We start from the raw sequence: 19,943 nt of genomic DNA on the forward strand, positions 1-19,943 counted from the left end.
AAGGCCTACAGGTCTCCGACGATGAGTTTCAAGCGCTCAATATCAAACCCGGTAAGTTTCATGGCGATTGGAACTATACGCTTCTTCCTCGCTCTTAATCGGTAACTTAATTCTTGCCCATGCCTAATCTAAATATTGGTTTTTCATACAAAACACCGGGCTCGATTTTCATGTTTGGCAATGCGCGTGTGGCTGGGCGTGGAGACGATGTCTCTGTCAAGTTTCAACTACCGCAGACGATCGTCTTGGGGGCCGCCTATCACGTCACTTCTCGTCTCACGGTAGTTGCGCAGGGGCGCTGGGCGGAGTTCTCCGTGTTTGAGGATACACGACTGGAGTTTGATGAACGAACGTTTCTCAATCGGCCCGCGGCCAATAACGTCCGAGATCGATTCCGACTTGGTGCCGGGATACAATATCGACTATTGCCGGGCGTGCATTTCCGGATTGGCTTCTCCTGGGAAAAGCACGCGATCAAGGCTGATTCGCTCTCGCCGACACTTCCAGATCTGACTGAGTATTATTTACCCGCGGTTGGCTTAGGTATTGAGCGTGGCGCATGGCGAGTGAGTCTTCTTGGTGGGTACGCCTATGTCGAAGGACGCCGGGTGAAGGCGAACCGCAATCCATTCTTTCCTGGCCACTATACGCTTGATCAGGCAATCTTTGGGATTCAGGTCACACGCATGTTTGGCGGGGAGACCGGGCAGACACCGTGAACAGCATGTTCAACTGCTTTTAACGAGTAGCGGAAACGTGGATTGGTAGAGACGCTCCGCCGGAGCGTCTCTACTCTGCTGCGATTATTTCGATGCTAATGAAGCATAGCGATTACTGTTCTCTCGACGTAGCAGTAACAGCAACGGCTTATCCCCAATAACTTTCTCAGCTTCTTTTTTGAGTGCAGTTACGGAACCAACCGGGACTTTGTTGACTTCGACGATAACGTCACCAGGTTGTACCGAAGCTTCGGCTGCGGGGCTGTCAGGCAGGACGTTTGTCACCATAACCCCTTCCCCTTCTTTGAGCTTCAATTCTTCTCGCTCCCCAGGCCGCAACTCGCGTAGCGCGAGTCCCCATTTGCTTTTCTGTGCGGCTTCTGAGGAACTTTCTGCTGCTGCGGTTTCTTCGGCCAAGCGAGCCACTGTCACTTCGAGTGTTTTCGCTTTGCCATTGCGCATGACCTCAACCGGCACGGTTTTCCCGACGGCAGTCTCGGCAACGAGTTTTGGTAAAGTTGAAGACTCATCAACTTTTTTGCCATTGAAGCCAACGATCACATCTCCCCGTTCGAGTCCACTTTTCGCTGCAGGGCTTCCGCCGGTAACTTCGGCAACCAGCGCTCCGCGTGATTCGGAAAGACCGAGGGAAGTCGCCAGTTCCGGGGTGACTTTTTGAATCGATACGCCGAGCCAGCCTCGGGTGACGCTGCCACGTTCCTCTAGCTCGGGAACGAGTTTCTTGGCGAGGTTGATAGGAATGGCAAACCCGATACCAATGTTGCCACCACTCTGGCTGAAGATAGCACTATTGATACCGACCACTTGACCCTGCTCGTTAAACAACGGGCCACCAGAATTCCCAGGATTGATCGAGGCATCCGTCTGAATGAAATCGTCATACGGGCTGCTGCCAATCGATCGCCCCTTCGCGCTGACGATACCTGCTGTCACCGTATTGCTCAGGCCAAAGGGATTCCCAATCGCCATGACCCAATCTCCGACCTGCAAGGCATCGGAGTCTCCCAAGGAGGCAACGGGGAGGTTGGCTTTCGGCTCAATCTTTAGCACGGCGAGATCGGTTTTGGGGTCGCGCCCGAGAGTTTTTGCCTTGTATTCACTTTTGTCGGTCAGCGTAACGGTGATTTCTTTGGCATTTTCGACAACGTGGTTATTGGTGATGATGATGCCATCCTTACGAATGATAAACCCTGATCCTGAACCCTGACGACGCCCTCGCCCCTGGGGAGGGCCGGGAAACGGCGGGCGACCGAAGAACGGCGGACCACCTGGTCCAAATGGATTGGGAAATCCTTGTCCTTCTTCCTGGGTTTTTTCGACGGCTGTGACCCTGATATAGACGACTGATGGAGATGCTTGAGCAGCCAGCGTTGCAAATGAAGGCAAAGGGCGTCCTGATTGGGTGGCGACTGCTGGAGCACTGTTTTCGGCTGTTTGGGCCTGGACAGGATCAGGCTGTGTAAATCGCCCTAGAGCGAACCCACCCAGCGCGAGGACCGCGGATACCGTGCCGACAATCGTTGTTTTTCTCATTGGCATGACGTTCTCCTCTCCTCTCTTCTTATCTTTACTCTATCTCAATATACGAATGAAATAACGCAAAGATGTGAGAAAAACGTGAGAAGAAGATTAGAAAATTCTCATGTTCGTACCAAAAACGCTGAGAATCTTGACGGTCAACACCCGACCTGAGGCTTATATATACTGCGCGCGGGCACGAATTGCGCTTTTTGCTCCGCGGCTCCGGCGAGTGTCATTCTGAACGGAGCACCGCGGAGTGAAGAATCTCTCAGCGGGAGCGGTTGTAGGGCGTGCGAAGCGCGCCAACTGACTGGCGCGTGGTCCGCGCCCTACGAGTTCACCGCGAATGAACTTGCGAGACACGGGACTAGAGTGTTCGAGTTTCTGGGGCCGGAATGAGCGGCAAGCTCACGCGAAAACAGGTTCCTCTGCCTACTTCGCTTTCAACTGCAATTTGCCCTTTGTGTAGCGTAACCATTGAGCGCACAAGTGCTAATCCTAGTCCTGTCCCTCCTCGACTCCGCGCTGGATCGCCGCGGTAGAAACGATCAAAGATGCGCACCTGATCTTCGGCGGGAATGCCAGGACCATTGTCGCGAATTTGTAGTAACGCTGCAGTTCCGTCCTGCGTTAGCTGTAGTTCTACGATTCCCTTTGCAGGTGTATATTTGATGGCGTTTTCACCCAGGTTGAAGATCAAGCGAAACAACATTGAGGTGTTGCCATTGACCCACAGCGGTGGCGGAGATGGAGCCGTAAGTGTGAGGTCTGCAGTTTCGGCGAGCGCACGAAGCGGTTGCGTGACTTCAACGAAAACAGAAGACAAATTGACGGGAATAGCAGTGACCGTGACATTGCCACTGTCAGAGCGCGCCAGGAACAATAGGTCTTGGACCAACGCACTGAGGCGGTCCACTTCTTCGAGACAACTTGTGAGGATTTGGCGGTACTCGTCTTCGGAGCGAGACGCTTGCAGCGCGACTTCCATTTCGCCTTTGAGAATGGTGAGTGGTGTCCGTAATTCATGTGCCGCGTCGGCACTGAAATACCGTACGGCCGTAAAGGAACGCTCTAGGCGTACGAACATATCGTTCAGGACGGCAGCAAGGCGATCTAGTTCATCATGGCTGTCTGTCGTGATGAGGCGGAGGGAAAGATCTTCGGCTTCAATCTTTCGTGCTGCTTCGACCATCGTATCTACTGGTGTGAGTGCGCGTCGTGCGAGAAACCATCCTCCACCCGCGGCACCGCCGAGCGCAAGTGGAGTCAGGCCCAAGAGAACAAAGATGAAATGAGAACGTACGGCTTCGGCACTTTCCAGTGGCATGGCGACTTGAACAAGATGAATGATCCGTCCACGCTCAATGACCGGAAGCGTCAGCATCCGCAACGACGCGGTCGTCACCCCTGGTGCTGTCAGGGTTTGATAGGTTTCTCGTCCTTGCTCGGCGTTGTAGAGTGCTTCCGGGCTGAGCGGAAGTTGCAGACGACCACGTGGGACAAGACGTGGGTCGGGACGTCCAAACGGGTCAAGCAAACGGAAGTAACGATCTGTGAATCCTGGTGGGAGCAGTGACTCGATAAGGTCATCAAACCCAGAACCAGGTCGTACACTATTGCGAGCGGACTCAGCGATTGATCGTGCGACCGAGAGCAACGATGCATCGACATTTTCTCGCAATCCCCGATCCAGTAAGATGATCGCGGCGATCCCTAATAACATGAACATGCTAGAGAAAATGGCGGTGTACCACAATGTCAAACGGGCTCTGATAGTACGTGGCCACAAGCGTTTCATACTGAGTCAGGTGCTTTGAGTACGTATCCCGCACCACGAACGGTGTGGAGTAATTTGGGCTCGAAGTCGGCATCAATTTTCTTGCGCAGATAATTGACATAGACATCGATAACATTGGTAAATGTGTCGAAATCAACGCCCCAAACATGTTGGGCAATAAGTGTACGACTGAGCACCCTACCTGGACGACGAAGGAAGAATTCAAGCAAAGCGAACTCTTTGGCTGTCAAGTCAAGTCGTTTACCGGCACGGGTTACCTGGTGCGTGACAAGATCGAGTTGAAGGTCTGCAACTGAGAGTTGGGGCACGGCAGTGGGAGTTCCGCGTCGAAGGAGCACACGCATGCGGGCAAGTAACTCCTCGAACGCGAACGGCTTCGTGAGGTAGTCGTCTGCTCCTTGGTCGAGGCCGGTTACTTTATCAGCAATCGTATCACGGGCGGTGAGTAAGAGGACTGGAACATTGACCCGGCGGCTACGTATATCACGGAGGACGGTCAGTCCGTCACGCTTCGGCAAATTCACATCAAGAATGACGACGTCATAATGCCCTTCACAGATCCGCCGAAAGCCAGTTTCACCATCGTGCTCGACATCGACGCTGTAGTGTTCGGCTTCCAGTCCGCGCTGGATGAAGCTGGCAACTTTTTTCTCATCTTCGACAACCAGGACACGCATACGTTCCCTAGTATAAGAAATTTCACCATAGACATGGAGGGGGAGGCGACACTCAGGGAAAGATGCGTGGGGAGGAAAAGAAAAAGGGCAGGTTGCCCTGCCCTTTTTCGCGGTGAAGTCTACACGTTGGGTATATTATTTACCCATTGCAGACAGGTTGGTCGTGGTGAAAGTGGTATCCGGGAAGCCGAGGTTGTACTCAGTGTAGTACCCTTTCGCTTGGACATCGAAGAATGTCGCCAGGTTCTGACGAACGTCTTCAGCTGAGCCAAAGAACGGATGACGGGTGGTCATGTCGCGACCAGGGGTGTAGGCCATCTTGTCTTCCCACAAGATCGTCTTCCAGTATTCGCCTGCACGATCGTACAAGGTTGCCCAGTATGCCCAATACGCGGTGGTATCGATGTAGACGACGCGACGACCATAAGCGTAGTAAGGATCTTTTGGCGTTGCTTCGACAACCCAGCAACGACGTTTGGCAAGCTTCAAGTTCGACGGTGCAAACGCAGTGCCGGTCCACCCTGCTTTTGCGTAACCAGGGACGAGCTTCTCCTCATCTGACCAGGTGATACGTGCGACTTGGCCAGCAGGGACCTGCCCCTTCGCCTTAATGATATTGGGGTCAGCGGCCAGCTTCTTTGGTGCCGGTTCGCCAGCGACCATAGCCTTTTCAATTCCGGTTGGTGCAATTGGCACTAAAATGTCCTTACTGCCAACCAGCTTCCAGTTCATGTATTGGATCTTACCGCCCCAGCCGTACGCGTCATCACGGGCCAGGGTTGAACCAAACATACCTTCTGAGGAGTTTGATGCCGTCAAACGACGCACGCGACGAATCGTGGGGACGAATGCCCACACGGATTGCCACTTGTCTGGGTCTGTATGCCACCAGGTCATGTTCGACACACCGACCACGTCGTACGGGGCGACACCAAAGAGCAAGTCTTTCAGATAACAATCGTCCGGATTGTCGGAGGGGACGCCAGAGTGACGACCAATGTTCCACCGGGCATACGCACCAAATTCTACCGAGCGGTCGAATCCAGTCGGACGTGCCCACTTAATAGCGAGGAACCAGTACACGTCATCGACCTGGAACCGTGCCACTTGGTGGTTATACATGATCTTGTTAGCGATTTGGGGATCATCCTTGTCTTTGTCGGAAATCCCAGGGAAAGGAAAACCGTACCAAAAATGGGGCCACGACTTTGTCGCGGTCTCATACATGTATCCATTCTCTGTCACATAATACTTACCAGCATTGGATTCTGACCCAGCCTTAAATTTTGCGCTGTATTGAAAATCTGCGTCTTTGACTTCGATGATCTCTGCTTCATACTGCCCGGCGCAGAATTTTTCCGTAACGTGCTCAGGAAGCAAGTCTTTCGCTTCTTGGCAATTGGCTTTGTTCAACTTGGACCCAGGCTGGAGTTCGGCAAGCGCTGGATTCGTAAACATAGCTAAACTTGCGGTAGTAAGTGCTACCAACCCCCAATTAGTCAGGCGCATATTGTACCTCTCTCCTTTTTTGAGGATGTGTTGACCATGTCTTTTCTATGATAAATTGCTGTCTATTCAGTAGTTTGTTTATTTGGTGGGGCACGACAAGGAATAGTATCTCTTGACATACAATGCTCCTATATAATTCGGTCAATCATTACTCACCTGTCTTTATTCCCGCAGTAAATCGCATATATTCGAGTATTTATGCAAGGGGCTGGTCCCAAATCCTAGGGAATTCTGTGAACGATCGGGGTCTCGCGCTATGATCTGGTGCCAATCGACAGAACATCTTTAGTATTTTTTCCGAGCCCTTGGGAACAATACCTATGGAAATGCCCCCAACGAACCTCTCTCCTTGGCAAATTATACGCCTTCTCCGTCACTTTCCTAACTTTATTAAACTGTATTGGCGTTTATTCAAGGACCGACGTGTCCCATTGCGCGCAAAAGCAATACTGGTCGCGGCTGCTTTCTATGTTGTTTCACCGCTTGATTTTATCCCGGAGTTGTTGAATCCGTTATTTGGCGTTGCTGACGACCTTGGCGTGATTCTCGTCGCTGCTCGCTGGTTTATTTCCCTTTGTCCACCAGACGTGGTAGAGGAGCAGGTCAAAGAAATCAGTGAAACAATGAAAAATTAAAAATTAAAAATGAAGAATTGAAAGAATAAGGATAGAAGGATGTCTATTATCCCTTTTCGCTATTCTCAAGTTTTAATTTTTCATTGTTAATTTTTAATTCCTGCCGAAGGAGGGAACCATGGCCTATCGCCCAACACTGATGGGAACGCGGGGAATGATCGCGACAGAGCATTATTTGTCGGCTGAAGCCGGCATGCGTATGCTGCATGCTGGAGGCAATGCCTTTGATGCGGCAGTGGCAGCAACGCTCGCTGAAGGCGTGCTCAATCCGCATATGCATACCTTTGGCGGAGAGCTTTCTGCGTTGGTCTATCATGCGCGAGATAAGCAGGTGTTCTCGATCAATGGCGATACCGTTGCTCCCAAAGCCGCCAATATCGATTGGTTCCGCCGCCGCGAAATCAACCTGATCCCGTTTAATGGCGTGTTGGCCGCGGGACCGTGCGCCGCTCCTGATGCACTTCTGAGTGTCCTTGGACGGTTTGGCACTCTGAGTTTTACCGAGGTCGTACAACCAGCATTGGAATTAGCCGAAGGTGGCTTTCCACTTCACAAAGCGTTACGTGGACCTGCGCCTGCCTATATGCTGAGTGATTTCTCGGTTGCTGGGAACGCGGAAAAATTCCGTACCGAATGGCCATCATCTGCCAAAGTGTATTTGCCCGGGGGCCGACTCCCTGATGTCGGTGAGGTGTTGAAGAATCCTGATCTTGGACGGACGTTCCGACGCTTGATCGATGCAGAGAACACCGGCAAAAGTCAGGGACGTGAACATGGCCTCGCGGCTGCGCGTGAGACGTTCTACAAAGGTGAGATTGCCCACCTCATTGCTACCCATGCCCAAGCCCAAGGTGGGTTTCTGACGGCAGACGATTTTGCCAATTTTCATTGCAAGATTGAATCACCAGTAGTGCTTAACTATCGTGGCTATGATGTCTACAAATGTGGTCCTTGGAGCCAAGGTCCGGTCTTTTTGCAACAACTGGCGATTCTCGAAGGCTATGACCTGAAAGGGCTTGGCCATAACAGCGCCGATTACATTCATACGATCGCTGAGACGATAAAACTCGCCTTCGCCGATCGCGAGCAGTACTACGGCGACCCGGATTTTATTGATGTGCCACTGGCAGGGCTCTTGTCGAAAGAATACGCTGCCAATCGCCGGACGCTGATTGATCCACGGCGGGCGTCGCGAGATCAACGCCCAGGGAACCCACGTACAGGTGCAGCTCTGTTACAAGGAGAAGCAATCTTTGCTGCCCGCAATTGGGGACCAGGCACGGTGTATGTCACTGTGGTTGATAAAGAACGCAATATGGCATCGTTCACACCGAGTGGCGCGTGGATTCCCTCCTCACCGGTTGTTGATGGGATTGGCTTTCCTTTAGGGACGCGGGTGCAAACTTTTTATCTTGATCCCAAACATCCCAATGCGTTGGTGCCAGGAAAACGCCCGCGCACGACACTCACCCCGACACTGGTATTGAAGAACGGCGCACCGTGCATGGTGTTCGGTACTCCTGGTGGTGATCAGCAGGATCAATGGACGTTGCAGTTCTTCCTCAACGTGGTGGAATTTGGCATGGCTGTCCAGGATGCGATCGAAGCCCCACGTTTCTCCTCTGCACATTTTCCGTCGAGCTTTTATCCCCACAATGCCGCGCCAGGGCTTCTGCGCATCGAAGAGCGTGTTCCAGCAGAAGTGCGCCGCGAACTCGAAGCACGCGGACACAAACTCGATGTGAAAGAAGAGTGGAGCGAAGGCGATGTGCTAGGAATCTGTGTCGACCTCGAACGTGGTGTGCTGCATGGCGGTGCCGACCCGCGCGGCGAGCAGAGTAAACGTATGCCGTCGTATGCGATGGGGTGGTAGGTGAAGTGGAGTGAGGATACGCACCATGCATAAATATGCGATTGCCGGTTTGGGAGTGACTCCACAAGGTGTGATTCCAGGAACCAGCGCGGAAAAACTCGCTTGGGATGCTGTTGAACTTGCCTTGAGTGATTCCGGCCTCAAGCGGAGTCAGGTCAACGGCTACATCTACCAGCCAGGGTTTGGTGAGCGCACATCGGGCATGGCTGCCAGTCGGGCGAGCTTAGGAACGAACTCGACGCTGCAAGTTGATTCTAGCGGGGCGACGGGAATTTTTACCCTTATCGCAGCTATCGGCATGATCGAGGCAGGCACGGCAGAATACGTCGTCTGCATTCACGCCACCAACGCACGGTCGCAATCGGTCACAGTTGGGGCAGGGGAAAAGAACCAATACGCTGTCTTCGGCCTCTTCTCGCCAGGGGCGCAGGCGGCGATGATGGCGCAGGGATATTTTCATAAATACAATCGATCCTCAGCGGATTTGGCAGAAGTCGCGGTAGCGCTCCGGTCCAATGCCGTCCCGCGTAGCGATGCCTACATGTTCAATCGTCCGATCACTGTTGACGATCATCAGAACTCGCCGTTTATTGTTCGGCCATTGCATCTGCTGGATTACTGTCTAGTCACTGATGGTGCTATTGCCTTCATTGTCACGACTGCAGAGCGAGCCCGCGATCTCAAGACTAAGCCGGTTGGTATCTTGGGGCTCGGTACAACGCATGAAGTCGGCCAGGGATATACGCGCGGCTCGAACACGATTCTGGGGCCAGTGGAACTCGAAGTCGAACCAGCCCGCAGTCGGGCGTTCGGTACTGCTGGACTCTGTATCGAAGACATCGATGTTTTTGAATTCTACGATGCGTTCACCATTATGCTGGCGTTGCAGGTCGAAGCATATGGTCTGTGTGGACGTGGAGAGGCGGGCGATTGGGTGCGAGCTGGCAACGTGCGATGGAACTCCAAGCGGCCGTGTAACACGTCAGGCACGCTTCATTCGTGGGCTTATGTCCAGGGCTTTACGCACTTGGCCGAAGGAATCCGTCAACTTCGTGGTGAAGGTGGGGCGACACAGGTGCCAAGGGCACGGACAGCGTTCGTGACGAATGTCGGGATTACCGGTGCAGGCTTGGCCCAGTCGGCAGTGATCTTGGGGACAGAGTAACGTGTATCTGGAGGAAACAGTGAGTGATAAAGAGACTCAAGCGACATCGATACCACCAAGCCGCGTTGTGGCCGTAGAAGACCAACCGTTTTGGGATGCGATCGATACTGGCAAGGTCTTGCTGGCTCGTTGCTCGTGTGGAGCCTACTATGCTCGTTCGCAAGCGTGTCTGCGCTGTGATGCCACTGCACAGTCGATGACGTGGGAACCGGCATCAGGCCAGGGCACGGTGCGTACGTTTGTTGTGTTCGATAAACCCTATCATCCCTATTTCACCGAACGCCTGCCGTATGTTGTTGCGGTCGTCGCCTTGACAGAAGGGCCGGAAATCACCACCAATGTGATCGATACAGACGTTGCCAACGTTCAGATCGGGATGCCGGTACGGATTGTCATTGGCGAGCGCGGAGAGCAGAAGATTCCTCAGGCCTCAGCGCGAGTGTGAGATCGTGAAAAATCTTTCTCATCATAATGGTCCGCTGTCATCATTCTGAGAGGCTGTCTGAGAAGGCCATCAGGAGTGTCATTGCGAGCGCAGCGAAGCAATCTTTGCCTTCTGTTCTGCTGATTCTGAGATTGCTTCGTCGCCTCTGGCTCCTCGTAATGACGGCTTGTTCCTCCTTTTCAGGCAACCCCTAAGTGAAGCAAAAAGTCTCTCTGCAAAACGTTAACACGATCATGTTGCCGCCTCCCTCTTCTGGCTCCTCATCAGGGTAGGTTTTTTATCCAAGCCTCAATTGGCGCGGATTTTCCGTCGTGAGGAGCCGTGTGTTCGTCATGCCCGCGCAGGCGGGCATCCAGGAGCTTCACCCCTGAACGATTGCGTATTCTCCCTGGATTCCCGCATTCGCGGGAATGACGTCTCGTCTTTTCTCAGCGTAAAATCCTACCCCTAAAAGACTCCTCTTCCTCCGCGAAGGCACCTACTGGACTATCTCGTATAGCGAGAAAACTGCGCGGGTAAACGACATGCAGGGGTTTCATCACTTTGCAGTTTTATTACGTGAGCCAGGGCGGCAATTTCATGTTGCGGCATTACTCAGCATGACCGATGGAGAACTAGACGAAGCACAACCAGTGGACGACACAAGTAGTGAACGTATACGCAAGACCGTCGCAAATCGATTGTGCACGGCGTTAACGAAAATCAAAAAGATCCATCCGACCCTGTGGCGGCGTCTGTTTGGCGCACTCAAAACCGGGAAAGCCTGTTCGTACAATCCCGAGAAGCCGATGGAATGGCATACGTAGTCTTTTTCTCAGTTCTCCTCTTCAGCCTGTGTTCTTGCCGCTTGCCTCCCAGACTTTCCTTCTGCCTTGCGCCCTGGACCTTTTTCCTTTTTTCCCCTTAGTACGCTGCGCGCCTGATGCGACCGCACGCTCTGGTATTCGTGCGCATGACGTAGGCTATGGATTTTTTCCTACACCACTCCCCGACTCCCGGCTTCTGATCCCCTTTTTTTTACATTCGCTACACGAGAAATCGCATTTGCTACACGCCATGTAGCATTGCTACACGCAATCTAGCACCTTGTGCAGTGATGGGGACTTTTTCGACAGCACTTTGGTGAAGGAGGATGTTATGAGTATCCAGAAGCAGCAGCGGGCATTACTCGTCGTCAGTCAAGTCACCCGTGGGATTTCTAACGGGCAACAATGGCTCTATCGCTTCATTGAACACTCTGGTCGAGGGGTGGTGGAAAGTACGCTTAAAGATGACTACGGGGACTACATTACGCTCTACGATCAGTCAGCGACCAAAGCCAATCTGCTTAACACGCTCAAATCGACCGGCGCGAAAGCAACGATCAAGGAAATCGACCTGATTGTCATGCTGCACGGTACGCCGAACGTTTTGGTCTTCCACGAAGGGAACCAGAATATGTCAACCCTCAAGACGGAGATTGTCACTCTCAACCTGAAAGGCAAGCTTCGGATGGTCTATTCGACTACCTGTTTCGGCGAGAGCCATGCGGACGACTTTGTTGCTGCCGGCTTTAATGCGGCAATCGGAGCCGTTGGGGTCAATACCAACGCTGCGGTAGAGTTGCCAGTATTTCTTAATTTCTGGTCGTGGAACTGGCGCCTCCGTGATGCGTTAGCCTCAGCAGAATCCCCCCTTACACGAATCCCTGCGGATGAAGCTGCCAAAGCCTACGCACGCACGAATCATCTCAGTTGGGCCGACGCCGTCAACAGTGACAAAGTGATTCGGGGTGATGGCAATATCAAGATCGATGCCAACGTCTAACTGCCTGTTTTCTTTGTTGGAGGCAAACGATGACGAAACGCAACGTCTTCATTAGTTATCGTCGTGACGATGCGGCGGGCTTTTCTCATGCTATCTATGATCGTCTGGTGGAACATCTGCCCAAGGAGCAGGTGTTCATGGACGTGGTTGGTATAGAGCCAGGCGCAGATTTCGTCACCAAGTTAGAGACCACGGTCGATCGGTGTGATGTGTTGTTGGCCTTGATCGGTAAGCGCTGGGGCGGGGAAGAGCGTAACGGGAAACCGCGCATTCAAGACCCACAGGATTGGGTACATGTAGAGGTGGGAACCGCGCTGCAGCGCGGAGTCAAAGTCATCCCAGTCTTGCTCGACGGAGCGAGTCTTCCACCCGTAGAAAGTTTGCCTGTTGATCTACGTCCGTTGGTGCGGATGAACGCCGCCGATGTGCGGACCAGTCGCCTCAATGCGGATGTGTGGGATTTGACTGGGGCGACGGTGACTGCCCTTGGTGGTAAGTGGCCACCGGATGAACCCGGAGGGAAAATCTATGCCATACTCACCGGTGGTTATGCGTTCTTTGCCGGTGCCGTCGTCCTGTTTGCCATGCTCGCTAGTATGTTTATGAGCAGCGTGCCCACGACAACAGTTCTTGCAACGCTCATCTTCGTGGTCAATACGTTGGTGTTGCTGCGATTACCCATCCATGCCTGGGTCCGTACGCTCACGCGTCAACAGGCATTGAGGATTGGGGCGGTTATTCATCTCATAGGCTTCGCCGTCATGGCAGCCAATGACAATAGTGTGGATGGGGCAATAGTTTTTGTTTTCGGCATCGTGCCCACGGCGGCCTTGTATCTGGCGTCCTTCGCCATGCGACGGCTGGTCCGCAGCTAAGGCAAACGCCACGACTGAAGCGAATGACATCAAGAATCAATTCGTGCAACAGACCAATCGATATGACCCCAGAAAGGAGTCTCTCTCATGTTGTCCTCCCCTCAATGCATCAGTGCTCAAAACTGATCTCCAATCCCCAGCACCCAGCACTCAGCGTCTGACGCCGAACTCCCCAACTCCATTCGCCGCGAAGGTGACTATTGGACGATTACCTAGTATGGGGTTGGGGCACCTGCCCGCCGCCGCAACGAAGATGTCGAGAAAGTCCGCAAGATGATTGCGCAGCGTGTACGGACGGTGATGACGAAAATCAAAAAAAGTCATCCGTCCTTGTGGCAGCATCTTTCTACAGCACTCAAGACTGGTACGTTTTGCTCCTATACGCCCAGTACGCCAATGCAGTGGCAGGTGTAGCTCAGAAGAAGCGTTCAGCTATCAGCGTTCAGTTTCCTCCCTGTAGCCTAAAGCCTGCAGCCTCTTCCTTGCTTTTTCCCGCGACATTCGCTAGCACCACTAGTCATGCTTGCCACCATCCTCTCAGGTGCTCTCGTTGGAATTGACGGCCTTTTGGTTGAAGTTGAAATTGACACTGCCTTTGGTTTGCCCCACTTCACTACCGTCGGCTTGCCCGAAGGCGCGGTGCGGGAAAGTAAAGATCGCGTCCGTTCTGCCATCAAGAATTCTGGCTACGAATTTCCTCCGCGCAAAATTACAGTGAACCTGGCGCCGGCTGACCTCAAGAAAGAAGGGTCAGCCTACGATTTACCTATTGCCCTTGGCATTCTTGCTGCCGAAGGCGTACTGCCCAAGGAGCGCCTCGCTGAGTATGCACTCCTTGGTGAGTTATCCCTTGATGGTCGCGTAAAGCCGATCCAGGGAGCCCTTCCCCTCGCTGCCATGGTACGCGAAAAGGGACTCAAGGGCCTTATTGTTCCGCTTGAAAATGCTGCCGAAGCTGCTGTGGTTGAAGGCATCGACGTGATTGGCGCTTCGACCTTGAGTGAGGCGTTCGCTTTGCTTAACGATGAACGTCCCGTTCCTCCGACACGAGTGGATCTGCACTCGTTGTTCTCTTCTCATTCGCGGTATGAGGTCGACTTAAACGACGTCAAAGGACAAGAACATGTCAAACGCGCGCTTGAAGTCGCAGCGGCTGGAGGACATAACGTTTTGTTAGTTGGACCGCCTGGAGCGGGAAAGACGATGCTCGCCCGTCGCTTGCCGACGATCTTACCTGATATGACACTTGCGGAAGCGATCGAAGCAACCAAAGTGCACAGCGTGGCCGGGTTGATGGATGGGCAAGCGTTGATCGCCACGCGCCCCTTTCGTGCGCCACATCATACGATCTCCGATGCTGGCCTGATTGGTGGCGGTGCAGTCCCAAAGCCAGGGGAAGTCTCCTTAGCGCATCATGGTGTGTTGTTCCTCGACGAATTACCCGAGTTTCGTAAGAATGTCCTGGAAGTCCTGCGCCAGCCCCTGGAAGATTCAAAGGTCACGATCTCACGTGCGATCGGCTCTATTACGTATCCGGCGAGTATTATGTTGATTTGCGCGATGAATCCCTGCCTCTGCGGATTTTTAGGGGATACGCAGCACGAATGTACCTGTGCTCCACAACAAGTACAGCGCTATCGCGCGAAAATCTCTGGCCCATTGCTCGATCGCATCGATATCCAGATCGAAGTTCCGGCAGTGAAGTATAAGGAACTAAGCCAGAGCACGGCGAGCGAAGACTCCGCCGCTATTCGCACCCGTGTGAATCAAGCACGTGACGAGCAACTCAAGCGCTTCTCCGGGCGCGCAACGTTCTGCAATGCGCAGATGAGTAGCCGCGATATTCGTAAATTCTGTCAGCTCGATGCAGGGGGAGAAAAACTATTAGAGAACGCGATGTTACGCCTTGGCCTTAGTGCTCGTGCCTATACACGCATTCTCAAAGTTGCTCGTACTATTGCTGACCTGAATGGAGAAGAACGCATCAGAAGCCCACATCTTGCCGAAGCAATTCAGTACCGTGCTCTCGATCGCAAGTGAGTTGCCGAAGCGCGTGTGCCCCTGTACGCTTCGGTGTCGATGATTATCTATCTTACCGTTGTTGGTCTCCTATTGATCGCGATTGGACTGATGGGCCTTGTATTATCATCTGGCTCGCTTGAGCGAACGGTCTGTAGTGGTGCAATAGTTGTTGGCGTGCTGCTGTGTGTCGGTGCCTCGCGAGTCCGACAGCAGCAGTAGTAAAGAAATCCCCTCTCCCCGCCGATAGTGTCCACGTAACAAAAAGGCGACAAGAAGGACTCCCGAGTCCGAGATCCCATCAGCGAGGGAGGCAAAGGTATGTTACGTGTATTGCTCCGGAAATCCTTGTTGCAGTTTTGCTGTGTCATCGTAGCTGGGTTTCTCTATGCTCAGCTGGCGACGTCTTCACTCCTAGCAGACACGAGTGACAACTCGACGCAAGAGAACACCACTCGTTCGTATACTGTCGATACACAGCAGGTTCACCCCAACGGAGTCATTTTGCGTGTTTCGCAAGTGACTCTCGCGAAGTTGCATACAACGATTCATGCGAGTGTGGTGAACGGAGCCAACTCGCCGATCGCCTTGAACCACTGGTATCGGACAGATCCGACTGTACTGCTTGACGCCCAAGGCAACGCCTATCGTTTGACAGCTCCTCAAGGGGATGAGGAAATCCAAGTTCCTCCCGGCCACAGTTTAGAAGGAACGTTTGTGTTTCTTGGTCAGATCCCAACGTCGAGTCCGACGCTTACGCTTGTCATTAATCCCACCGGCTCTGCGACCGACAAAGAGACGGCCTTTCCTCAATTCAAGACTGAGCTGACACTTTTTGATAAAAAAAAAGAATAGCGACAACTGACCTCACTGCCTCGCCGCTATCAGTGGTGACGGTGACACGACTCCCTCGTTCTACCGTCGTGCATTCGCGACTTCCGGCCTCGCGCTTTATGCTGACGAAGACCTCTGCTTCTGCACTTTCCTCTACGCGTCCGTCTATAGAAATCCTTCGTCGGGTTGCGCAACTCAAAACCGATCTCCAGGCTGAAGAAGTTACTGAAGGCGTACGTATCAGCTTACTTGGTGATGTCTTATTTGACTTCGATCAAGCGGTAATCCGAGCGGACGCCAAGCCGGTATTACAGAAAGTTGCTGAACTCATTCAGCGATCAGGAATTCCTCACGTCACCATTTATGGACACACCGACGCCAAAGGTACCACGATTCATAACAAAGAGTTATCAACACGACGGGCGGACGCGGTAAAGTCGTACCTCATCGCGACCTTCACGATTGCTGCGGACCAGTTACAAACAGAAGGGCGCGGTGCTTCGCAGCCGGTTGCCCCGAATACGAATCCTGACGGCTCTGATAATCCTGAAGGTCGGCAGCGGAATAGGCGAGTAGAAATCGTCATTGCTCGTCAGTGAGGAGACATCGACCCCTGTTCTCTTGATTTTTCCAGAACATACGAGGTAGGAATGCAGTCTCACGGTGAAAGGAGCCTGTATGGAAGAAGGACAAGTGAACGTTCAACGCCCATACCCTCGTGCCGTTACCCTGGAAAACAATGCAACCCTAAATCTGCGCTTGATGACCCCGGCAGATAGCCACCGCATTGTGACCTTTGCACGCTCGTTGCCTGAGGATGATCTCCTGTTCCTCCGCACGGATATCACCAAGGCTCTCGTCGTGATGCTGTGGTGTCAAAACATCAAGTCGGGATTGACGGTTACTGTTCTTGCTGAACGAGGCCAGGAAATTGTCGGTTACGCGAGCATGCATCGCAACGAGGTGACGTGGCAACGGCACCTTGGCGAACTGCGCGTACAAGTCGGGCCGCAGTACCGAGCATTGGGACTGGGGAGAACCCTTGCTGCCGAGATTTTTGCTATTGCGCGCGAGATGGGGTTACGCAAGATCGTCGCGCACATGACCCCAGATCAGCAAGGTGCTATTGCCACCGTCAAACGTTACGGGTTCGAGCAAGAAGCATTGCTGCGTGACTTTGTTATTGACCGTGTTGGTCGCACCCGCGATCTGCTCGTCATGACCTGCGATGGTGCGCGGTTGGCGACGTAATATTGAAGGACCACGACTGTGGTCCTTAGCAGATATCCGCTGTAACGCTCGGCTGCCCCTAAGCGTCAAAATTGAGCGGTGCAAATGCGTTCGCTTCTCCGCGCTTGATCCGCTCAAGTCCATCCGTGCCTTCATCACAGTAGAGTTCGAACTGGTTTCCTTCAGGATCAAGAAAATAGATACTCTTTGTGATGAGATGATCGATCGTCGCCGTAATCGTCACGTTATGGGCTTTCAGTTGTCGATAACAGACCTGTAACGCGGCAAAGTTCTCTACCTGCAAGGCAACGTGATGCAAGCCGACTTGTCGCTCGGTTACCGGGGCGGCATCAGGCGGGACCGCCAGCACGGCGAGATCATGATGTTGTTCGCCAAGAGAGAAGAACACGCCAGCCGGACGTTTGAGCCGTGTCACCACGGTAAAGCCCAACACCTCAGTGTAAAACTGTTCCGCTTTTTGTAGATCGCGTACTTTTAAGACAACGTGACCGACTTTCTTGGGGTGGATCATGGCTCGCTCCTTTTTCGCGTACTATGCGCCTTTTGCTGTTTCTCCTCAAGCTGTTAATCCACCATCAACTGCGAGAATCTGGCCAGAGATGTAATCGGCATCAGCGCAGGCAAAAAAGACAAACGTAGGCGCAACCGCTTCCGGCTCAACGAGCTTGGCGTTACCGAACGTTCCTGCCGTGTCGCCCAAATGTTGACGGCGAAAGGCGAAAAGGGCATCGGTCATGCGTGTTTCGGCGACTGGGGAAATGCAGTTTACTTGGATGTTATAGGGCTTGAGTTCGCTGGCGGCGTTACGTGTTAACGCGATGATGCCACCTTTGGCAGCAGCGTAGTCTGCGACGCCAAACGAACCGCGAAGCGCAGAGGGAGCGGCAACGTTGATGATCTTTCCACCTCCTTGGGCTTTCATGGTGGGAATGACAGCTTGGATGCCGTGAAAGGTGCCTGTGAGATGGACCGCGAGGATCTCATGCCATTGTGTTTCGGGGATCTCTTCGAGTCGCGTTGGATGAATGATCCCGGCGTTGTTGACCAGCACATCGACTCGCCTCCAGCGGTTCAGTACGTGCTGCACCATACGATCAACCTCTGCCCGTTGTGAGACATCGGCAGTAAGCGCGAGAGCTTGTTTCCCGAGCGTAGTAATCGCATCAACGACCTGGTCTAACGCAGTCGGATCATGTGCACCCACGACCGCCACATGTGCGCCTTCACGTGCAAAAGCTAATGCGACGGCACGACCAATCCCACGGCTGCCACCAGTCACGATGGCGACTTTATTGTGTAATCGCATCTGCTGATCTCCTCCTTTACAGGGGAGATCATACTACTCAGCATTCCGGTTATGGAATCCCTAGTAACTTGTGGGTTTGCAGACTCAGCCGCCATTGTGGGTGGGCTAAACAATAGGCAACCGCTTGCTGAGTATTACGTTGCCGTTCTGGACCATCCATTGGCTGCAAGAAGAAATGTTGGAAGTCGAGGTCAATAAACTTTTCGGGCTCTGCCCCAGGTTGAGGGTAGATCAGCTTCAATTCGCTGCCGGCTTGCAGCGTCAACGCTGCTCCAGCTTTCGGGCTCACACATATCCAGTCCACACCTGGGGGAGGGATGTGAGTGCCGTTGGTTTCGATAGCAACTGTAAACCCATACCCATGTAACGCTGCAACAAACTCTTCATCGAGTTGCAACAGAGGCTCACCACCAGTGCAGACAACCAGTGGCTGTTCGCGAATACGATCAGGGGGCGCCGTACAGCCCGATGGTGGAAAAGGCCACGTTGCGGCGACGGCAGCCGCAAGTTCCTGGGCTGTGGCGAACTTACCCCCTCCAGGACCATCAACGCCAACAAAATCCGTATCACAGAAACGGCAAATGGCTCCTGCGCGATCTTCTTCCCGGCCTGACCACAAATTACAGCCAGCAAAGCGACAGAACACTGCTGGATGACCAGCGTTCGCTCCTTCACCTTGAAGGGTGTAGAAGATTTCTTTGACGGAATAACTCATAGGGGCTAGGAGGTTAGGGGCTAGGGACTAGATGAAGACGAATGATGAAGACGGAACAAAGGATTCGTACTAGTGACGTGTCTTATAACTTCGTGAGCAGTTGTAGGGCGTGCGAAGCGCGCCAACTGACTGGCGCGTGGTACGCGCCCTACGATTTCACCGCGAATGAACTTGCGAGACGCGGTACTAGGAGCGTACGCGGGGGGAGGGGGAGCAGTTGGGAAACTCGCTCCCAACCTCCAGCCCCTAGCTCCCGCGTGCAAAGTGCGCTTACTTCTTTGCAGCGCCGAGGATTGACTCCTTGAACACTTTGGCTGCGCTGAACCCCACCTTTTTCCGTGCGGGAATCTTGATCGGTTCACCGGTCTGTGGGTTACGTCCGGTACGTGCTTTCAACTGGCGCAGGCGGAACGTCCCCAAATTGGGAATCTTCAGCTCTTTATCCTTTTTCACCGTCTTGGTAATGAAGTCAACGAGCTGATCTAACTGATCGTTGGCCTGGCGATTGGACAACCCACCCCAGATTTCTGCGAGTTTTTTTACCATCTCTGATTTCGTCATGACATCAACCTCCTTCTCCAAAAATGATTTCCTGCGTTAATCCCCCAACGAGTTCGCCGGGCCACCAAGTCGTTTTTTCTTGATTGCTATCCGACCAACTCGGCCTCTCAACCATCTTCAATCACATCCTCTCGGTCTTCCAATCCTCCTCTTTGTTGAGATCCACGCCACCTTCAAACAGGAAAATTCAGGAGAAGGGCGGGCAATGTTGCT

The 19,943-nt window shown here is 53.1% G+C and carries 21 protein-coding genes; 13 read left to right on the forward strand and 8 right to left on the reverse strand.

Translation table 11 applies throughout. The annotated features are described in order from the left end of the window. Window positions 1-119 precede the first annotated feature (119 nt). Window positions 120-719: a hypothetical protein gene (locus FJ147_13185; protein ID MBM4256835.1), complete on the forward strand. Its 600-nt coding sequence runs from the start codon at window positions 120-122 to the stop codon at window positions 717-719. 84 nt (window positions 720-803) lie between these two features. Here the strand turns inward: FJ147_13185 and FJ147_13190 are convergent, their stop codons facing one another. From FJ147_13190 to FJ147_13205, 4 genes are all read right to left on the reverse strand, one after another. Further along, on the reverse strand, window positions 804-2,273 hold the full coding sequence (locus tag FJ147_13190) for a DegQ family serine endoprotease (protein ID MBM4256836.1): 1,470 nt from the start codon (window positions 2,271-2,273) through the stop codon (window positions 804-806). Between the two features lie 355 nt (window positions 2,274-2,628). After that, window positions 2,629-4,059: a HAMP domain-containing protein gene (locus FJ147_13195; GenBank protein MBM4256837.1), complete on the reverse strand. Its 1,431-nt coding sequence runs from the start codon at window positions 4,057-4,059 to the stop codon at window positions 2,629-2,631. Then, window positions 4,056-4,736 (reverse strand): response regulator transcription factor, encoded by a 681-nt coding sequence (locus FJ147_13200; protein MBM4256838.1) that lies wholly within the window; start codon window positions 4,734-4,736, stop codon window positions 4,056-4,058. Before FJ147_13200 ends, FJ147_13195 begins: the two co-directional genes overlap by 4 nt. A 135-nt stretch (window positions 4,737-4,871) precedes the next feature. Continuing rightward, window positions 4,872-6,245, reverse strand: a complete 1,374-nt coding sequence (locus FJ147_13205) for a DUF1329 domain-containing protein (protein ID MBM4256839.1) — start codon at window positions 6,243-6,245, stop codon at window positions 4,872-4,874. 320 nt (window positions 6,246-6,565) lie between these two features. Here FJ147_13205 and FJ147_13210 point away from each other — a divergent pair, with 320 nt between their 5' ends. The 12 genes from FJ147_13210 to FJ147_13265 all read left to right on the forward strand — a co-directional run bounded on the left by FJ147_13210 (window position 6,566) and on the right by FJ147_13265 (window position 17,148). Continuing rightward, a complete protein-coding gene (locus FJ147_13210; GenBank protein MBM4256840.1) occupies window positions 6,566-6,880 on the forward strand; it encodes a DUF1232 domain-containing protein in 315 nt (104 codons plus the stop codon). Between the two features lie 118 nt (window positions 6,881-6,998). Beyond that, window positions 6,999-8,753 (forward strand): gamma-glutamyltransferase family protein, encoded by a 1,755-nt coding sequence (locus tag FJ147_13215; protein MBM4256841.1) that lies wholly within the window; start codon window positions 6,999-7,001, stop codon window positions 8,751-8,753. A 25-nt stretch (window positions 8,754-8,778) separates the two neighbouring features. Further along, the gene (locus FJ147_13220) at window positions 8,779-9,918 is read left to right on the forward strand and encodes a thiolase family protein (GenBank protein ID MBM4256842.1); all 1,140 of its coding nucleotides are present in this window, start codon (window positions 8,779-8,781) and stop codon (window positions 9,916-9,918) included. Window positions 9,919-9,937: 19 nt separating this feature from the next. Further along, the gene (locus FJ147_13225) at window positions 9,938-10,363 is read left to right on the forward strand and encodes a hypothetical protein (GenBank protein MBM4256843.1); all 426 of its coding nucleotides are present in this window, start codon (window positions 9,938-9,940) and stop codon (window positions 10,361-10,363) included. Window positions 10,364-10,887: 524 nt separating this feature from the next. Continuing rightward, on the forward strand, window positions 10,888-11,169 hold the full coding sequence (locus FJ147_13230) for a hypothetical protein (GenBank protein MBM4256844.1): 282 nt from the start codon (window positions 10,888-10,890) through the stop codon (window positions 11,167-11,169). A gap of 331 nt (window positions 11,170-11,500) precedes the next feature. After that, window positions 11,501-12,169, forward strand: coding sequence for a hypothetical protein (locus FJ147_13235; GenBank protein MBM4256845.1), 669 nt, complete (start codon window positions 11,501-11,503; stop codon window positions 12,167-12,169). A 29-nt stretch (window positions 12,170-12,198) separates the two neighbouring features. After that, window positions 12,199-13,044, forward strand: coding sequence for a toll/interleukin-1 receptor domain-containing protein (locus FJ147_13240; GenBank protein ID MBM4256846.1), 846 nt, complete (start codon window positions 12,199-12,201; stop codon window positions 13,042-13,044). Window positions 13,045-13,563: 519 nt separating this feature from the next. After that, window positions 13,564-15,084 (forward strand): YifB family Mg chelatase-like AAA ATPase, encoded by a 1,521-nt coding sequence (locus FJ147_13245; GenBank protein MBM4256847.1) that lies wholly within the window; start codon window positions 13,564-13,566, stop codon window positions 15,082-15,084. A gap of 15 nt (window positions 15,085-15,099) precedes the next feature. Continuing rightward, window positions 15,100-15,285: a hypothetical protein gene (locus FJ147_13250; GenBank protein MBM4256848.1), complete on the forward strand. Its 186-nt coding sequence runs from the start codon at window positions 15,100-15,102 to the stop codon at window positions 15,283-15,285. Between the two features lie 99 nt (window positions 15,286-15,384). Then, complete coding sequence (locus tag FJ147_13255; GenBank protein MBM4256849.1) at window positions 15,385-15,918, forward strand: hypothetical protein; 534 nt, start codon at window positions 15,385-15,387, stop codon at window positions 15,916-15,918. Between the two features lie 41 nt (window positions 15,919-15,959). Next, window positions 15,960-16,496, forward strand: a complete 537-nt coding sequence (locus FJ147_13260; protein MBM4256850.1) for an OmpA family protein — start codon at window positions 15,960-15,962, stop codon at window positions 16,494-16,496. A 79-nt stretch (window positions 16,497-16,575) separates the two neighbouring features. Further along, window positions 16,576-17,148 carry an N-acetyltransferase gene (locus FJ147_13265; GenBank protein ID MBM4256851.1) on the forward strand — a complete coding sequence of 191 codons (573 nt, stop codon included), beginning with the start codon at window positions 16,576-16,578 and terminating at the stop codon, window positions 17,146-17,148. Window positions 17,149-17,206: 58 nt separating this feature from the next. Here the strand turns inward: FJ147_13265 and FJ147_13270 are convergent, their stop codons facing one another. The 4 genes from FJ147_13270 to FJ147_13285 form a co-directional block, all read right to left on the reverse strand. Next, window positions 17,207-17,659 carry a biphenyl-2,3-diol 1,2-dioxygenase gene (locus tag FJ147_13270; GenBank protein ID MBM4256852.1) on the reverse strand — a complete coding sequence of 151 codons (453 nt, stop codon included), beginning with the start codon at window positions 17,657-17,659 and terminating at the stop codon, window positions 17,207-17,209. Between the two features lie 45 nt (window positions 17,660-17,704). Beyond that, window positions 17,705-18,454 carry an SDR family oxidoreductase gene (locus tag FJ147_13275; GenBank protein MBM4256853.1) on the reverse strand — a complete coding sequence of 250 codons (750 nt, stop codon included), beginning with the start codon at window positions 18,452-18,454 and terminating at the stop codon, window positions 17,705-17,707. 49 nt (window positions 18,455-18,503) lie between these two features. Further along, on the reverse strand, window positions 18,504-19,169 hold the full coding sequence (gene queE, locus FJ147_13280) for a 7-carboxy-7-deazaguanine synthase (protein ID MBM4256854.1): 666 nt from the start codon (window positions 19,167-19,169) through the stop codon (window positions 18,504-18,506). Window positions 19,170-19,439: 270 nt separating this feature from the next. Beyond that, complete coding sequence (locus FJ147_13285) at window positions 19,440-19,730, reverse strand: HU family DNA-binding protein (protein MBM4256855.1); 291 nt, start codon at window positions 19,728-19,730, stop codon at window positions 19,440-19,442. Window positions 19,731-19,943: the final 213 nt, after the last annotated feature.

The organism is Deltaproteobacteria bacterium (genome assembly GCA_016874775.1).
In the GTDB taxonomy this organism is placed as follows: Bacteria; Desulfobacterota; Binatia; order Bin18; family Bin18; genus VGTJ01.

Excerpts from the sequence above, each read along its gene's own strand:
- FJ147_13245 (MBM4256847.1), top strand. The coding sequence starts at position 13,564 with ATGCTTGCCACCATCCTCTCAGGTGCTCTCGTTGGAATTGACGGCCTT.
- FJ147_13235 (MBM4256845.1), top strand. The coding sequence starts at position 11,501 with ATGAGTATCCAGAAGCAGCAGCGGGCATTACTCGTCGTCAGTCAAGTC.
- FJ147_13205 (MBM4256839.1), bottom strand. The coding sequence starts at position 6,245 with ATGCGCCTGACTAATTGGGGGTTGGTAGCACTTACTACCGCAAGTTTA.
- FJ147_13220 (MBM4256842.1), top strand. The coding sequence starts at position 8,779 with ATGCATAAATATGCGATTGCCGGTTTGGGAGTGACTCCACAAGGTGTG.
- FJ147_13240 (MBM4256846.1), top strand. The coding sequence starts at position 12,199 with ATGACGAAACGCAACGTCTTCATTAGTTATCGTCGTGACGATGCGGCG.
- FJ147_13270 (MBM4256852.1), bottom strand. The coding sequence starts at position 17,659 with ATGATCCACCCCAAGAAAGTCGGTCACGTTGTCTTAAAAGTACGCGAT.
- FJ147_13230 (MBM4256844.1), top strand. The coding sequence starts at position 10,888 with ATGCAGGGGTTTCATCACTTTGCAGTTTTATTACGTGAGCCAGGGCGG.
- FJ147_13190 (MBM4256836.1), bottom strand. The coding sequence starts at position 2,273 with ATGAGAAAAACAACGATTGTCGGCACGGTATCCGCGGTCCTCGCGCTG.
- FJ147_13255 (MBM4256849.1), top strand. The coding sequence starts at position 15,385 with ATGTTACGTGTATTGCTCCGGAAATCCTTGTTGCAGTTTTGCTGTGTC.
- FJ147_13215 (MBM4256841.1), top strand. The coding sequence starts at position 6,999 with ATGGCCTATCGCCCAACACTGATGGGAACGCGGGGAATGATCGCGACA.
- FJ147_13210 (MBM4256840.1), top strand. The coding sequence starts at position 6,566 with ATGGAAATGCCCCCAACGAACCTCTCTCCTTGGCAAATTATACGCCTT.
- FJ147_13195 (MBM4256837.1), bottom strand. The coding sequence starts at position 4,059 with ATGAAACGCTTGTGGCCACGTACTATCAGAGCCCGTTTGACATTGTGG.
- FJ147_13265 (MBM4256851.1), top strand. The coding sequence starts at position 16,576 with ATGGAAGAAGGACAAGTGAACGTTCAACGCCCATACCCTCGTGCCGTT.
- FJ147_13275 (MBM4256853.1), bottom strand. The coding sequence starts at position 18,454 with ATGCGATTACACAATAAAGTCGCCATCGTGACTGGTGGCAGCCGTGGG.
- queE (MBM4256854.1), bottom strand. The coding sequence starts at position 19,169 with ATGAGTTATTCCGTCAAAGAAATCTTCTACACCCTTCAAGGTGAAGGA.
- FJ147_13285 (MBM4256855.1), bottom strand. The coding sequence starts at position 19,730 with ATGACGAAATCAGAGATGGTAAAAAAACTCGCAGAAATCTGGGGTGGG.
- FJ147_13185 (MBM4256835.1), top strand. The coding sequence starts at position 120 with ATGCCTAATCTAAATATTGGTTTTTCATACAAAACACCGGGCTCGATT.
- FJ147_13200 (MBM4256838.1), bottom strand. The coding sequence starts at position 4,736 with ATGCGTGTCCTGGTTGTCGAAGATGAGAAAAAAGTTGCCAGCTTCATC.